At 62.2% G+C, this 13,990-nt stretch carries 16 protein-coding genes; 7 read left to right on the forward strand and 9 right to left on the reverse strand.

Annotated elements, in window-relative coordinates; all coding sequences use genetic code 11:
• The first annotated feature begins 65 nt into the window (after positions 1–65).
• The gene (locus NQ018_RS07695) at positions 66–1,661 is read left to right on the forward strand and encodes a hypothetical protein (RefSeq protein ID WP_257060145.1); all 1,596 of its coding nucleotides are present in this window, start codon (positions 66–68) and stop codon (positions 1,659–1,661) included.
• A gap of 146 nt (positions 1,662–1,807) precedes the next feature.
• Here NQ018_RS07695 and NQ018_RS07700 read toward each other — a convergent pair whose 3' ends face one another.
• On the reverse strand, positions 1,808–2,380 hold the full coding sequence (locus NQ018_RS07700) for a type III secretion system chaperone family protein (RefSeq protein WP_257060146.1): 573 nt from the start codon (positions 2,378–2,380) through the stop codon (positions 1,808–1,810).
• A gap of 174 nt (positions 2,381–2,554) precedes the next feature.
• Between NQ018_RS07700 and NQ018_RS07705 the strand changes: the two genes are divergently transcribed.
• The 5 genes from NQ018_RS07705 to rlmB are packed head-to-tail and all read left to right on the forward strand — an operon-like array spanning position 2,555 to position 6,634.
• The gene (locus NQ018_RS07705; RefSeq protein WP_257060147.1) at positions 2,555–3,139 is read left to right on the forward strand and encodes a CarD family transcriptional regulator; all 585 of its coding nucleotides are present in this window, start codon (positions 2,555–2,557) and stop codon (positions 3,137–3,139) included.
• Positions 3,111–3,812, forward strand: coding sequence for a 2-C-methyl-D-erythritol 4-phosphate cytidylyltransferase (ispD, locus tag NQ018_RS07710; RefSeq protein ID WP_257060148.1), 702 nt, complete (start codon positions 3,111–3,113; stop codon positions 3,810–3,812). Before NQ018_RS07705 ends, ispD begins: the two co-directional genes overlap by 29 nt.
• Entirely contained in the window at positions 3,809–4,285 is a 477-nt protein-coding gene (gene ispF / locus NQ018_RS07715) for a 2-C-methyl-D-erythritol 2,4-cyclodiphosphate synthase (RefSeq protein WP_257038964.1), read from the forward strand. The genes ispD and ispF overlap by 4 nt, the downstream gene beginning before the upstream one ends.
• Before the next feature lie 5 nt (positions 4,286–4,290).
• Positions 4,291–5,688, forward strand: a complete 1,398-nt coding sequence (gene cysS, locus NQ018_RS07720; protein WP_257060149.1) for a cysteine--tRNA ligase — start codon at positions 4,291–4,293, stop codon at positions 5,686–5,688.
• A gap of 10 nt (positions 5,689–5,698) precedes the next feature.
• Positions 5,699–6,634: a 23S rRNA (guanosine(2251)-2'-O)-methyltransferase RlmB gene (gene rlmB, locus NQ018_RS07725; protein WP_257060150.1), complete on the forward strand. Its 936-nt coding sequence runs from the start codon at positions 5,699–5,701 to the stop codon at positions 6,632–6,634.
• On the opposite strand, the gene NQ018_RS07730 is transcribed toward rlmB, so the two are convergent.
• Genes NQ018_RS07730 through NQ018_RS07745 form a run of 4 tightly spaced genes read right to left on the reverse strand, consistent with a single transcriptional unit; the run spans position 6,600 to position 9,844 of the window.
• Positions 6,600–7,367: a CE1 family esterase gene (locus NQ018_RS07730; RefSeq protein WP_257060151.1), complete on the reverse strand. Its 768-nt coding sequence runs from the start codon at positions 7,365–7,367 to the stop codon at positions 6,600–6,602. The genes rlmB and NQ018_RS07730 overlap by 35 nt on opposite strands.
• On the reverse strand, positions 7,330–8,205 hold the full coding sequence (locus tag NQ018_RS07735) for a metal ABC transporter permease (RefSeq protein ID WP_257060153.1): 876 nt from the start codon (positions 8,203–8,205) through the stop codon (positions 7,330–7,332). Before NQ018_RS07735 ends, NQ018_RS07730 begins: the two co-directional genes overlap by 38 nt.
• A complete protein-coding gene (locus tag NQ018_RS07740; protein ID WP_257060156.1) occupies positions 8,206–8,904 on the reverse strand; it encodes a metal ABC transporter ATP-binding protein in 699 nt (232 codons plus the stop codon). It abuts the gene before it with no gap.
• 19 nt (positions 8,905–8,923) lie between these two features.
• Positions 8,924–9,844 carry a metal ABC transporter solute-binding protein, Zn/Mn family gene (locus tag NQ018_RS07745; protein ID WP_257060158.1) on the reverse strand — a complete coding sequence of 307 codons (921 nt, stop codon included), beginning with the start codon at positions 9,842–9,844 and terminating at the stop codon, positions 8,924–8,926.
• A 95-nt stretch (positions 9,845–9,939) separates the two neighbouring features.
• Here NQ018_RS07745 and NQ018_RS07750 point away from each other — a divergent pair, with 95 nt between their 5' ends.
• The gene (locus NQ018_RS07750; RefSeq protein ID WP_257060160.1) at positions 9,940–11,040 is read left to right on the forward strand and encodes a LacI family DNA-binding transcriptional regulator; all 1,101 of its coding nucleotides are present in this window, start codon (positions 9,940–9,942) and stop codon (positions 11,038–11,040) included.
• On the opposite strand, the gene otsB is transcribed toward NQ018_RS07750, so the two are convergent.
• Genes otsB through NQ018_RS07770 form a run of 4 tightly spaced genes read right to left on the reverse strand, consistent with a single transcriptional unit; the run spans position 11,012 to position 13,954 of the window.
• On the reverse strand, positions 11,012–11,761 hold the full coding sequence (otsB, locus tag NQ018_RS07755; protein WP_257060163.1) for a trehalose-phosphatase: 750 nt from the start codon (positions 11,759–11,761) through the stop codon (positions 11,012–11,014). The genes NQ018_RS07750 and otsB overlap by 29 nt on opposite strands.
• Positions 11,758–12,195, reverse strand: coding sequence for a hypothetical protein (locus NQ018_RS07760; RefSeq protein ID WP_257060165.1), 438 nt, complete (start codon positions 12,193–12,195; stop codon positions 11,758–11,760). The genes otsB and NQ018_RS07760 overlap by 4 nt, the downstream gene beginning before the upstream one ends.
• Positions 12,188–13,624 (reverse strand): alpha,alpha-trehalose-phosphate synthase (UDP-forming), encoded by a 1,437-nt coding sequence (locus tag NQ018_RS07765; RefSeq protein WP_257060167.1) that lies wholly within the window; start codon positions 13,622–13,624, stop codon positions 12,188–12,190. Before NQ018_RS07765 ends, NQ018_RS07760 begins: the two co-directional genes overlap by 8 nt.
• The gene (locus tag NQ018_RS07770; protein ID WP_257060169.1) at positions 13,625–13,954 is read right to left on the reverse strand and encodes a hypothetical protein; all 330 of its coding nucleotides are present in this window, start codon (positions 13,952–13,954) and stop codon (positions 13,625–13,627) included.
• Positions 13,955–13,990 lie beyond the last annotated feature (36 nt).

Consider the following 13,990-nt stretch of genomic DNA (forward strand, 5'->3'; position numbering starts at 1 on the left):
AGTCAGTGGTAGTATCGCCTTAGAAAATTACTAACAGCAGGATTGAAGCAGAAATGGAGGTGCCCGTGAGCAAGTCTGTTCGTCGGGCGGCAGCGGCAGCAATGGCGCTGAGCTTCAGTTTTGCTGTATCTCCACTCGTTTTGGCGCAGGACGTAGCCGAAGTGCAGCCAATAACGGACGTCGTTACTGCGCCTGCTCTCGCGCCAGAAGCAGCGCCCATTACAACGCCCGCGGTGATTGCGGACGACATTGTGGGCACCATCCCCAGCCCCGTTGATGCGACGGTGACCCGCACTCTGCGTGATGCCGAGGGGAACGTTCTGACCGATGGCTCCACCTACCAAGCTGGCACCCGCATGAGCCAGTCCATCCACTTCAATCTCAATGAGATTCCTGAGGATGGCGACTTCATTCCCTTCCAGCTCACCGGCTTCAGGATCTCCCGTGACGTGGGATTTGACATCAACGACGAACACGGCAACCTCATGGCTGTGGGTTCCATCTCCACGTCTGGTGAAGGCATCATCATTTTCAACAGCCACCTCGCCGAGGAGAACCGCCGCGTCCACATCAACCTGGAGCTCGGTTACATCCCCGCTGGCATGGAAAACAAGCCTTCCTCGGTGGAATTGGGTATTGACTACGAACTCATCAACCTCAACGTTGCCTATGCCCGATTGCCATGGTTTGTGCGCACTGTGGGCCAGGAAATGACCGTGGTCATCAACCAACCAGAGCGCGACCTCACCAACGTCCTCATCCGCGCATCGGGTATCGACGGCGCCAGCATCCACTCCACCAGCGCAGCACTGCCCGAAGGGGTCACGCTTGTAGAGGAAAACGGCGAGCTCTTCTACAACATCGCGCACGTACCCGCCGGCACGTCCGTGGAAATTCCCGGCATCGGGGTTGAGGGCGTGGAAGATAGCAAGGTTCGTTTTGAGATCACCTCTGACCAAACTCTTTCCCTCGGCATGAATGTGCCGGCGCCAGTGCGGGTGGTTGAGCCAACGCCGGAACCGGAACCGGAACCTACGCCGGAGCCGGAACCGGAACCTACGCCGGAGCCCACGCCGGAACCGACTCCCGATCCGGAACCGACACCCGAACCCGAGCCCACGCCCGAACCGGAGCCTACTCCGGCGCCGGAGCCGGAACCGACGCCGGAGACCCCTGCTTTCCCCTATGAAGTTCTCGCTCCAATCATCGGTGCGGCGCTCGTTCCTCAGTTCTGGGCGCAGCCAAGTCCGGGTGTGGCTCCTGCTCCGGGTGCGGGTGCCCAGCCAAATGCGCAGGCAGTGGAAACGCATCCTAATGGTGAAACCACAGACTTCCAGGAGTCTGAGCTGCCCTCGGAGATTCAGTCTCTTGTTGCTGTGACACCCGCTCTGGCGTTCTTGCCTGGCCTGTTCGGTCAAAACATTGGGCAGGCCGGTGAGGTAGTGGGCACTGTGGAAGTGAGGGATGAAAACGCCCCTGTGCCTTCCGCTGCCGATACCGATGGTGAGCAATCCAATGGAGTGGTGGCTGCACCCCTGGAGACGCATGAAATCCAAGTTGCCCAGCCTTCCCGTGAGCTGGGACTGCCCACCGTGCTGCTGAACATGGTGGCTGCTACTGTGCTTGTGGTTGGCTTGGTGGTGTTAATCCGCCTGATTTAACAGTGAAGGGAAAGCCGCCGCCGAGGTGAGAAGTTGAGGCCTCGGTGGCGGCTTTCGCCTTCGTTGGTGTACTCAGACAGCAAAAAGCTCCCCGTGAGTCCAACTCAATTCACGGGGAGCTCATAGGCTACAACCTATGTGACCAATTAGTGGCCTTCGCCTGCGCCTTCACCGATGACGCGGTCGTTTTCACCGGAAGGGGCAACTGGCATGGAGACGGTGGAGTTCACGGTGACTTCACCGGAGCCGAAGTCGAAGACCACGGGAACGTTGCCGCCAAAGGCGAGGCCGGTGTTCTCCAGGGTTGCGTCCACGAGCTGGTAGCACTGGCCTTCTGGCTCGGTGAGGAGGTCCATCTCCTCGGGCAGGCCGCCCATGACAACGCAGCCCTTATCCAGGGTCACTGGTTCGGAGAGGGTCACTGGGGTGCCGTCCACGGTGATGCCGCGGAGATCGTAGCTGCGGTCTGCGGTGTCCAGGTTGGCGGCAAAGAACTTCACGCCTGCCTGGCCTTCCTCGTTCACATGCACGGTGACATCACGGAGCTGCACACCTTGGTACGCGCTGAAAGCGCCATCCACTGCAGGGACCTGGGAGGAGGTTTGGGTGATTTGTCCAGCGCTGCAGGATGCGAGTGCGAGCGCAGAGGTGGCGGCTACTGAGATCAGCGCGCCACGGCGTGCTGCAGACTTCAGGGACTTCACGAGTTCGTCCTCCATAGGGTAAAAGGTGGCGTAAATCGTTCTTAACTCTAGTATTTGTTGGCCCCTCACATCTAGTTTCCGGCAAACGGGGGCAAACTTTCGGTGTAGGGGTTTTCGAGCCTTTTAAGGGCGCGTTTTCCATGGTCGTGGTAGCATTGGCGAGTTACGAACCAGCAAGGGAGTAGATGCATGGAATTCAAGGTCGGCGATACCGTTGTGTACCCACACCACGGCGCGGCTGTCATTGAGGCTATCGAGCACCGGGAGATGGGTGGGGAGACCCTGGAGTACCTGGTCCTGCAGATTCACCAATCCGACCTTGTGGTCCGCGTCCCCTCCAAAAATGCCGAGCTCGTGGGCGTGCGCGATGTGGTGGATGATGAAGGTCTCCAGCGTGTCTTTGGCTTCCTTCGGGAGACGGACGTGGAGGAGGCTGGAAACTGGTCCCGCCGTTTCAAGGCCAACCAGGAACGCCTTGCTTCCGGTGATGTGAACAAGGTCGCTGAGGTGGTGCGTGACCTGTGGCGCCGGGATCAGGGCCGTGGTCTTTCCGCCGGTGAGAAGCGCATGCTGGCCAAGGCTCGTCAGGTGTTGGTGGGTGAGCTAGCGCTCGCGGAAAACGTGGATGACGCCAAGGCCGATGCCTTTATGGAGGAGGTCAACGCCACCATCGAACGTCAGCGCGCGGACGGCGTTGCCGAGCCCACCACGCAGCTCGCGGACGATGACGCCGACTTAGACCTCGATGATCTCAACTTCGACGACGAAGATTAACTCCGTGACCTTTGCCCTTATCGCAGCAGCCGGCCAGGGCACGCGCCTGGGCGCCAACATGCCCAAGGCGATGGTTCGCCTCGCCGGCCGAACGCTGCTCGATCACTCAGTGGCGGCGATGGAGGCCTCCGGGGCAATCCAGGAGATCCTGGTGATCATCCGCCCGGAGATGGAAGCACAGGTCAAGGCGGAAATCGGCGCCCGCGCGCGCATCGTGTATGGCGCCGGGGAGCGCGCTGACTCCGTTTGGGAAGGCCTCAAAGCAATCCAGGCCCAGGAGGGCAGGGTGCTGATTCACGACGCTGCCAGGGCCCTCACACCCCCAGCGATGATCGCGCGCGTCGCCGCCGCTCAGGCGCCCGCTGTGATCCCGGTGGTGCCGGTATCGGACACCATCAAGGAAGTGTGCGGGTTAACGGTACAGTCCACCCCGGACCGCTCCACGCTGCGGGCGGTGCAAACTCCCCAGGCCTTTGACCTGCGCACGTTGCGTGAAGTTAATGCCAAGTATTTTGCCCAGCGCAGCTTTGAAGCCACGGATGACGCCTCCCTCATGGAATGGGCTGGCATCCCAGTGGAGTGCGTGGAGGGCGACCCTCTGGCTTTTAAAATCACCACCTCGCTGGACCTCTTGTTGGCCCAAACCCTCATCGATGCTCAGGAGCACCAATGATCATTCCCCGCGTAGGTGTGGCTACGGACGCCCACCAGATTGAACAAGGTAAGCCCTGCTTCATCGCCTGCCTGGAGTTCCCGGAGGACCACGGTTGCGAGGGGCACTCAGACGGCGACGTAGTAGCCCACGCCATCGTGGATGCATTGCTTTCCGCCGCGAATTTGGGCGACCTCGGTTCCTTTGTGGGCGTTGGCCGCAAGGAGTACCAAGGCGCCTCCGGCGCCCGCCTGCTGGCCGAATGTAAGGCGCTACTGAGTGAGAAGGGTTTCACCATCGGAAATGTGGCGTGCCAGTTGGTGGCCCAAACGCCGAAGATGGGCCCGCGCCGTGAGGAGGCGGAGCGAGTGATTGGGGAGATCCTCGGCGCGCCGGCGAGTGTTTCTGCAACCACAACGGATCGTTTGGGTTTCACTGGCCGTGAGGAAGGGCGAGCCGCAATAGCCACCGCTGTGGTGTGGCAACTAGACTGAGCGGCGTGACCTTGAAGATTTTTGATACCGCCACCCGCACTTTGAGAGATTTTGTTCCCCTGCGCGAGGGGCACGCTTCCATTTACCTCTGTGGTGCAACGCCGCAAACGCAGCCGCATATTGGGCATGTGCGCTCCGGCGTGGCTTTTGACATCCTGCGCCGCTGGCTTCTGGCCAAGGGCTTGGATGTGGCGTTTGTGCGCAACGTGACGGATATTGATGACAAGATCTTAACCAAGGCCAGCGAGCATAATCGCCCCTGGTGGGAGTGGGTTTCCACCTATGAGCGCGAGTTCACCAAGGCCTACAACATCTTGGGAGTGCTGCCGCCTTCCGTGGAGCCGCGCGCCACGGGGCACATGACTCAGATGGTGGAGTACATGCAGCGGCTCATTGATGCCGGCTTTGCCTATGAGGCGCAGGGCAGCGTGTACTTTGATGTGGCCGCCTGGGCCGCGGCCCCGCACTCGGACTACGGCCATCTTTCCGGCAACCGCTTGGAGGAGATGGAGCAAGGGGAGACGGACAACCTGGGCAAGCGCGGCCCGCAGGACTTTGCTCTGTGGAAGGCTGCGAAGCCCGGCGAACCCTCGTGGCCCACCCCTTGGGGTCCGGGGCGCCCAGGGTGGCACTTGGAGTGCTCGGCAATGGCCACCTGGTATTTGGGTGGGGAGTTCGACATCCACTGTGGCGGCCTTGACCTGCAGTTCCCGCACCACGAGAACGAGATTGCCCAGGCTCACGCGGCCGGTGACGGTTTTGCCCAGTACTGGATGCACAACCACTGGGTCACTATGAGCGGTGAGAAAATGAGCAAGTCTTTGGGCAACGTACTCAGCGTGCCCAATATTTTGGAGCTGGTGCGTCCCGTTGAGCTGCGCTATTACTTGGGCAGCGCCCACTACCGTTCCATGCTGGAGTATTCCGAAGCCGCGCTGCAAGAGGCAGCCGCCGGGTATCGCCGCATTGAAGCCTTCCTTGGGCGCGTCGGCAATGTTGAGGCCACGGCCTGGCCGCAGGAGTTCGAAGCCGCGATGGACGAGGACCTCTCCGTGCCTAAGGCGCTGGCAGTAATTCATGGGCATGTGCGCCAGGGCAACAGCGCGCTCGCTGCCGGTGACGCCACCGCCGCGCGCAGGATCGCCGGGGAGCTGCGCGCCATGACCAAGGTGCTTGGCATCGACCCCACTGAGTGGGAGGACACCAGCCAGCAGCAATCCGACGCCGCCATGTCTGCCCTCGACGCACTCATTACCGCGGCGCTTCAGGAGCGCACCGACGCCCGGGCGGCCAAGGATTGGGCCAGGGCAGACGCGGTGCGGGATCGTCTCCAGGCCGCCGGCATCAGCGTGGTGGACACCCCGGAGGGCCCCACTTGGGAGCTTTCCGAAACACAACTTTGAGGATTATTGAATGGGATCAAAAACTAACCGCCCTGGTCTGCGCAAGACCAACAAGAAGGGCGCCGTCAAAGGCTCCGGTGGGGTTCGTCGCCGCGGGTTGGAAGGCAAGGGGCCCACGCCCAAGGCCGAGGACCGCGTGTACCACGCAGCGCACAAGCGCAAACTGGAGCGGGAGCGGCGTGACCGCGGCCGCCATGTGAAGGAACAAGATGAGATGGTGGTGGGCCGCAACCCGGTGATCGAGTGCCTGCATGCCAAGGTGCCTTCCTCCGCCCTGTACCTGGTGGAGGGCACCCGCAACGATGACCGCCTCTCCGAAGCACTGCAGATGGCGCTCACCCGCAACATCCCCATCATCGAGGTGCCGCGCCATGAGATGGACCGCATGACTGGCAACGGCATGCACCAGGGCATTGGTCTGCAAATCCCGCCGTACCAGTACACCGATGCGCACACCCTCATGGAGCGTGTGGCCGACTCCGGCACCCCAGGCATGGTGGTGATGCTGGACAACATCACCGACCCCCGCAACCTCGGCGCGGTGATTCGTTCGGTGGCGGCCTTTGGTGGCCACGGCGTGGTGATCCCCGAACGCCGCTCCGCCTCCGTGACCGCCGTTGCGTGGCGCACTTCCGCGGGCACCGCCGCGCGCTTGCCGGTGGCCAAGGAAACCAACCTCACCCGCACCATCAAGCAGTTCCAGCAAAACGGCTACCAGGTGGTGGGCCTCGACGCCGGCGGTGAGCACACCCTGGACACCTACGACGGCACCGGCCCGGTCCTGATCGTGGTCGGCTCAGAAGGCAAAGGCATTTCCCGCCTCGTGCGCGAGCAGTGCGACGTCATCATGTCCATCCCCATGGCCGGCTGGGTGGAATCCCTCAACGCCTCCGTGGCTGCCGGCGTGGTGCTCAGCGAGTTTGCCCGCCAGCGCCGTCAAGGCTAAAGCCCAGGCCGAAGAACTGCGCGATCGCCTCCGCCGCCACAAAGTGCGTGCTCGCCGGCCCTAAAAACGGTGAGGCCACCGGCCTGGTGGTGGGTACGTGGTGGCCTACGCCATTGAGCACCCAGGCCTGAACGGGGGCCTCACCTGCCCAGTCATACACATCAAAGCCCTGCCTCCTTGTGTGGCGGGGCTTTGGCATGAGGCCGTTGTGCTGCACAAAGTACAGATTGGAGTCCGTAAAGCTGCGGTGGGCGCCGCGGGAGCCTGCGCTGCCGCCGTCGAAAGGCGCGATTGGATCCTCAGTGCCATGCATCGTGAGGATCGGGGTGGGTATCCAGCCCTGGGCCGTGGAGAGGAAGTTTTCCGGCGTGGGCATGGTACCCGCGATGAGCGCTGCGCCGGCTAGGAGGCCGGGAGCATCATGGAGCAGGCGGATGATCATCTGCGCGCCATTGGAATAGCCGGCGGCGAACACGCGCTCATGAGGGATGTGGGCAATGAGGTCTTGGATATAGGAGACGTCGTCAGTGCCGAGCTCCCTGGTGCGCTCCGGGAGGGTCTTGCGCGAATCATTCCAGTGGCGGTGCACGCCCTCCGGATAGACCACTGTGGCCTGGATGTGTTCAAAGCTACGGTTGGTGAAGCGGCGTGCCACCCGCGCGGATTGCTGCGAGCCGTGGAAGTACAGCAGCAGGTCAGTCCCGTTCTGGGTGGCAATGAGATGTTGGCGCATGGGCGTAGCGTACAAGATCTTTGGTGGCGCGGCGATTACGCGCCCAGCCAATCCCGCGGCACACCAGGTAGATGGCAAAACTCACGCTGGTCACCAGCACGCTCACTGGCAGGCCCGGCGCCAAAGACAGCACCAAACCGCCCACGGCGGCCACCTCCGCGAACAGCAGTGAGTAAAGCACTGCCCTGCGTGGGGAATCGGTGATTTCTACCGCCGCCGCGCCGGGCGTGATGAGCAGCGCCATGACCAGCAGCGCGCCCACGATCTGCACGGACTGCGCCGCAACCAGGCCCACGAGCACCGCGAAGAGCATGTTGTAGCGCCCCAGCGGCACGCCCATGGCCTTGGCCATGATCGGGTCCGTTGCCGCAAACAGCAGTGGGCGCCACCACAGGGCAAAGGCGAGCAGCACAATAGCGGTCACGCCGGCCAGCGCCCACACGCTGGAGGAGCGCACACCCACGATCTGGCCGGTGAGCAGGGAAAGCGCGGCGTTAGAGTTGCCGGGGTAGAGGTGGATGAACAGCACGGAAAGGCCCATGCCAAAGCTCAAGACCACGCCCACGGTGGCGTCCTGGCGCTTAGTCCCCAACAGTCCCAGCACCACCGCGGCCACCACTGCGCCGGCGATGGCGCCGAAGCCCACGTTCAGCCCGAACAGCAGCGCGCCGGAGGCGCCCATGAGGGCTAGCTCAGAGGTGGAGTGGACGGAAAAGCTCATGCGGCGCATCACGATCAGCGGGGCCATCACGCCGGAGACCACGCCAAGCAGGGCCGCGGCGATCAACGATTGCTGCACAAAATCCACGCCGAGAAGCGCAAACGTATCTGCGATCATTTAGAGCACCACCAGCCGGTCATCCACGCGAACCACCGTAACCTTGGAACCATAGAGCTCGCTCAAGGATTCGGAGGTCATCACTTCCTCCACGCTGCCAATGCGGTGGCCGTGCGGCCCCAGGTACAGCACCCGGTCCACATGTTGCAGCACGGGGTTGATGGAGTGGGTCACAAACAAAATCGCCGTGCCTTTGGTCTGCCTGCGTTCGGCGAGCATTCCCACCACTTTCTCCTGCATGTTGAGGTCCAGGGAGAGCAGCGGCTCGTCGCACAGCAGGAGTTCGGGGTCGCAAGCAAGTGCCTGAGCTTGGCGGATGAGTTGCTGTTGCCCGCCGGAAAGCGAGCCGACGCGCCGATCCGCAAGGCCCAGCGCCCCCACCGATTCAAGCAGCTCAAGGGAGCTGCCGGATTCGGATTTCCGACGCCACCAGGCGGGCTTGTGGTTCAGCGCCAGGTCCACCAGATCACGGGCGCGGACAGGGATGTCCTCAAACATTCGCTGCTGGGGGATGTAGCCGATGCGGGCGTCGGTACGCACCTCGCCTGCGGTGAGCGCCCGGGTGCCCAGCACCGTGTGCAGCAGCGTGGATTTGCCTACGCCGTTGGGGCCCAAGACGGCAATGAATTCGCCGCGGTGCACCGTGAGGTCGAGGTCGGACCAAAGGGGTGCTACCGCGGCGTGAGTAAAGGAAAGCACAGTGACAGTCTAGGCGACGCTAAGCCCGCGTTGCCGCCTCAAGGCGCTCGATGGCGGAGGTCACGAATTCCAGGTAGGACTCGCCCTCGGAAGGCGTCTCGTACACCTCAACAACCTGCACGTTTGCGGCCTCGGCTGCCTCGCGGATGCGCTGCGCAGTATCGGTTTGGGTCTGTGGGTTGAACACCACGATGTCCACCTGGCCGCCGGAAATCATCTCCAACATCGCGGCCAAGTCCGCAGCAGAAGGCTCTGAGTGGGAAAGTGTTGCGCTGCGGTAACCCTCCGGGGTGACCTCTTGCAGGGAGGAATCCGCAATCAGGTAGTCAGCAATCGTCTCAGTTTGCACCACGCGCTTCTCCGGGAGTGCGGACAGGCGCTGTTCCAGGGCCTCGAGCTGTTCGCCGAACTCAGCGGTGTCCACGGTGGCCTCCGGGGCCAGCTCGGTGGCGCGCTCGGCCAGGCTGTGGGCTAGTTCCTCCACGGCGTGGAGTTCGTACCAGATGTGCTCGTTGCCTTCGGCATCGTGCTCGTGCTCGTGCTCATGATCGTGCTCATGCTCGTGATCGTGTGTGGTGAGGTCCATCGCAGAGATCACCTTTGATTGGTCCACGGCCTTGTAGAGCCAGGCATCGTAGCCGCCGCCACCGACGAGCACGATATCTGCCTGCTGTGCCGCTGCGATATCTTGCGCGGTGGGCTCAAAGGTGTGTGGGTCGATGGAGTTACCGGTGACGATGGCGGAGATTGCTGCGTCGTCTTCACCCACCACTTCCTTTGCTACGTCCGCCCAGATCGCGGTGCTGGCGACGATGGTGAGGGCCTGCGTGGAGGCATCGGTAGCCGCGGAGGTTGTGGATTGGGTGGAGTCCGCGGGGGTGGACGCCTGGCATGCGCTCAGGGCTAGGGCAAGGGCTGCAAGAGTGACTGTGGTACGCATGAGCACCGATTTAACCCCTATTGATAATAATTGTCAATTGAAAACCTATTGAAATACCATGAAGGCTTCCGCCCATGTTGAACTAGGGTAAATGTATGGTTTCAAAAGGCAGGCAGCGTCCGTCTTTGGCCAGCATCGCTTCGGCCTTAGGCGTTTCGCGAACCACGGTATCTAACGCGTACAACCACCCTGAGCAGCTCTCACGCAAACTCAGGGAGGAGATTTTGGCAACCGCGGAGCGTATGGGCTACCCAGGGCCAGACCCCACGGCCCGTTCATTGCGTACAAAATTCGTGGGTAGTGTGGGGGTACTGTTTACGGATCGCCTCACCTACGCCTTTGAAGACCGCGCATCCGTGGATTTCCTCGCGGGCATGGCCTCTGCCTCCACGGACAACCAGACTTCACTCACCCTGGTGCCGGTCAGCCCAGAGTCTGCCTCAGACCCCATCAGCGCCCGGCAGATCGTCAACTCCGCCGTGGTGGACGGCTTTGTAGTCTACTCAGTGGCCGCCGGCGACCCCCACCTGGAAGCCGCCCTCACCCGCGGCCTGCCGGTGGTTGTCTGTGATCAACCCACGAATGAACCCCGCACTCCCTTTGTGGGAATCAATGACCTCACCGCCATCAGCCCCGCTGCCCAGGCACTCGTTGAGGCGGGGCACACCAAGATCGGCATCCTTTGCATCCGCCTCGACCCCACCCCAAACAACGGCCCAGTCACCGCTAAGCGCCTAGAGAAAGCCAAGCATCACGTGCAGCGCGCCCGCGTGCAGGGCGCCCTAGAGGTGTTCGCCGCCGCCGGCATCCACCCCAAGGGTGTCCCAGTAGTGGAGCGCTACATCAACGACCGGGAAAACAACTACGCCGCGGCCAAGGAACTCCTGGAGACCCATCCCGAGCTCACCGCCGTGCTGTGTACCACGGACACCATGGCGCTCGGGGTACTGGAATACGCCAATGACCACGGCATTTCCGTACCGGATCAGCTCAGCGTGACGGGCTTTGACGGCATTGCCCCAGCCCTGGCCAAAGGACTGAGCACCGTGATCCAGCCGAATCGGCTGAAAGGGGAGCGCGCGGCGGCGCTCCTGCACTCACTGATCGGGGAGCCGACGCCCGAAAAGCGCACGGTAGAGATCCTAGAGACTACATTCCACCGGGGCTCTAGCGTTGCGCCTCCGCGCGAGCCTTAGCCAAAGCCTGCAGGAGTTCTCCCACCTCGGTGGGGTTGGCCACCCGGGTGTTGGCCAGGGTTTCCCCGGCGCCCACCTTCACTCCCAAGTCCTGTGGGCCGAGGACTGCAAAGCCGTCCTCATCGGTGCGGTCATCACCCAAAAACACCGTGGCGTCAGCACCGAAACGTTCCATAGCCTGGCGCAACCATGAACCCTTCGTGGCCTGCGACACCCCAATTTCAACGATGAAGTGCCCCTGCTTGGTCACCGTGCCCGGAATCTGCAGTGCCAGCGCTGCCTCGGTGAGGGCTGCGGTGGTGGCGGCGTCGTCACGCAGCTTGATCATGTGCAGCACCCGGTGCAGCGGCTTGTGCTCCACGTGCGCTTCGGTGCCAGCTACCAGCTCCTCAAGGGCTTCAGTCACCTGGGCCAGCGTCTCACGTTGGGTTTGAGTGATCTCGAGCGGGCGGCCCTCCTCCTCAGCACCGTGGGAGCCGCAAAGTACAAGATTGCCACCCGCACCGCTCACAGTTTTGAGGCTTTGCAGGTCACGGCCACTCAGTAAGCCGGCGCGGGTATTGGGCATGGCCGCCAACGCATAAAGCGCGTCCATGCCCTCTTGGTTGATGGGCACATTCATGGGGTCGGTGGAGAAATTGGAAAGGGTGCCGTCAAAATCAGAGATCACCAGCAGACGGTTGGCGGCGGCAATGCGATTTAGCGTTTCTTGAAGGCTCATTGCACCAACTTTATTGATTCAGGATCCACAATATTGCCTTGCTCGCGCAGGATCATCGTGCGGGACTCGTCGCCGCCGGGGCGGAGAACCTCAAAGGTTGCCAAAGACCAGAAATTCACCATGGCCTCGTGCACCTCAGTAGGGCAATCAGGGGCAGGGGCATCAAAGTGGAGGTCTGTGATGGTGAGCTGATCTTCACTCAGTAGGGAAGTTGCCTGGAATCCCGCACAGCCGGTGTACCCCGCGATGGAGCGTTGGCCAAACGCCACTGTGACCGTGCCCGCCACGGAGGCCGGTAGGGTGCTGGGTTCGCCGGGAACTTTGTAGAGGTCAGTTACCTGCCAGGTTGGGCCATACACCTCAGTTTCGGAGGTGCAGGCGCTTAGTGCCGCCAGGGAGGTGATGAGCGCGGTACTGAGGAAGCGGTTATACACGGTTGAGATCCTCCATGAATGAATTGGCCCAGAGGTCTACGTTGTGGGTCATGACCTGCGCATGCATGGTGTTCATCCGCTGGCGCGCGTCCTGCTGCCCCAGCCCGGAAATGGCGCTCTTGATCTGGCGTTTCAACGATTCTGCGTCAAAAGGATTGCACAAATAAGCCTGGCTGAGCTCCGAAGCTGCGCCGGCAAACTCACTGAGCACCAGCGCCCCAGAGCCATCTGGGTGGCAGGCCACATACTCCTTGGCAACCAGGTTCATGCCGTCTTTGAGTGGCGTTACCACCATCACGTCGGCTGCCGTGTACAGCCCTGCAAGCTCTTCCTTGGACAAGGACTGATGCAAGTAATGCACCACCTGGTGCCCCAGCGAACCAAAGCGCCCATTGATGCGGCCCACCGCGGCCTCCACCTCAACCCTGGCCTGGCGATACTGCTCCAGGCGCTCGCGCGAAGGCGTGGCGATCTGCACAAACAGGCAGTCCTCCGGGTTGACCGCCCCGGAGTCCAAGAGCTCCTCGAAGGCCTGCAGGCGGTGCAAAATCCCCTTGGTGTAGTCCAGGCGGTCTACGCCAAGCAGCAGGGTCTTGGGGTTGCCGAACTGCTCGCGGATCGCCTGCGTGTCAGCCTTCCCACTCAGTGCGGTGAGGGGAGCGGTGTCAATGGAGATGGGGAAGGCGGCAATGCCGACGCGGCGGCCGTCGGACGCAGTGATGTGGGCGCTCACCTCGCGGGTGCTGGCGGTGCCGTCCACCTGGAGGCGGTCCGGCTGGCCCGTATGGGAGCCCGTGGCACCGGCAACCTGGCGGGTGAGCGCCAGGAAATTGTTGGCGCTTTGGGGAAGGTGGAAGCCGATCAGGTCCGCGCCCAGCAGCCCGCGCACCACCTCTTCGCGCCACGGCAATTGGCGGAACAGGTCTGGGTGGGGGAAGGGAATGTGCAGGAAGAAGCCGATTTTCAAGTCTGGGCGCAGCTGGCGCAAAATGCCCGGAACCAGTTGGAGCTGGTAGTCCTGAACCCACACGGTGGCACCAGGGGCGCTGAGCTCAGCTACGGCCTCGGCGAACTTCAGGTTGACCTCGCGGTAGGTTTCCCACCAGTCCCTGCGGTAGATGGGGGTCACGATGAGGTCGTGGTACAGCGGCCACAACGTGGCGTTGGAGAAGCCCTCGTAGAAGCCCTCAAAGTGGTGCTCGGTGAGAGGAACCGGGGTGAGCAGAACGCCTGCGTCGGTGTGGAAAGGCTCAAAAGAGCTGTCCACGCTGCCGGGCCACCCCACCCAGCAGCCGTGGTGTTTTTCTAGGATCGGGGTCAGCGCTGTGACCAAACCGCCCGGGCTGGCTTTCCATGTGGTTGAGCCATCCGCCGCGACGTTGAGATCCACGGGAAGGCGGTTTGCCACCACCACAAAGGAATGCGCCATTTAGGCCTTCTTTGCGGTTTTCTTTGTAGCCTTCTTAGCCGCCTTCTTTGCGGTTTTCTTCGTAGCCTTCTTCGTAGCCTTCTTGGTGGCTTTCTTAGCTGCCTTCTTGGTTGCCTTCTTCGGCGCGTTGGCGAGCTCGTGCTCCGCGGCCACCTTGCGGTAGGAGAATCCCTCTGGTTCCACGCCGAGCATGCACATGAGAGTCACGCCGTCAAAAAAGTCCTTGGAGTAAGTAGCGACGATGCGACGCGCCGCCGCGGCGGTCTCCGCCTCAAGGGCGTGCAGGGACTCCACTGGCGTAGTACGGGTATCTGTGACCTTTGGTGGCAAGGATCTCTCCAATAACAAGAGGCGAGTAGGTGCAAA

The organism is Corynebacterium kozikiae, from assembly GCF_024580965.1.
GTDB lineage: Bacteria > Actinomycetota > Actinomycetes > Mycobacteriales > Mycobacteriaceae > Corynebacterium > Corynebacterium kozikiae.

Bases quoted from the DNA above. Each gene is read 5' to 3' on its own strand.
- NQ018_RS07700 (WP_257060146.1), bottom strand. From the start codon at position 2,380: ATGGAGGACGAACTCGTGAAGTCCCTGAAGTCTGCAGCACGCCGTGGC.
- NQ018_RS07705 (WP_257060147.1), top strand. From the start codon at position 2,555: ATGGAATTCAAGGTCGGCGATACCGTTGTGTACCCACACCACGGCGCG.
- ispD (WP_257060148.1), top strand. From the start codon at position 3,111: ATGATCTCAACTTCGACGACGAAGATTAACTCCGTGACCTTTGCCCTT.
- ispF (WP_257038964.1), top strand. From the start codon at position 3,809: ATGATCATTCCCCGCGTAGGTGTGGCTACGGACGCCCACCAGATTGAA.
- rlmB (WP_257060150.1), top strand. From the start codon at position 5,699: ATGGGATCAAAAACTAACCGCCCTGGTCTGCGCAAGACCAACAAGAAG.
- NQ018_RS07730 (WP_257060151.1), bottom strand. From the start codon at position 7,367: ATGCGCCAACATCTCATTGCCACCCAGAACGGGACTGACCTGCTGCTG.
- NQ018_RS07735 (WP_257060153.1), bottom strand. From the start codon at position 8,205: ATGATCGCAGATACGTTTGCGCTTCTCGGCGTGGATTTTGTGCAGCAA.
- NQ018_RS07745 (WP_257060158.1), bottom strand. From the start codon at position 9,844: ATGCGTACCACAGTCACTCTTGCAGCCCTTGCCCTAGCCCTGAGCGCA.
- NQ018_RS07750 (WP_257060160.1), top strand. From the start codon at position 9,940: ATGGTTTCAAAAGGCAGGCAGCGTCCGTCTTTGGCCAGCATCGCTTCG.
- otsB (WP_257060163.1), bottom strand. From the start codon at position 11,761: ATGAGCCTTCAAGAAACGCTAAATCGCATTGCCGCCGCCAACCGTCTG.
- NQ018_RS07765 (WP_257060167.1), bottom strand. From the start codon at position 13,624: ATGGCGCATTCCTTTGTGGTGGTGGCAAACCGCCTTCCCGTGGATCTC.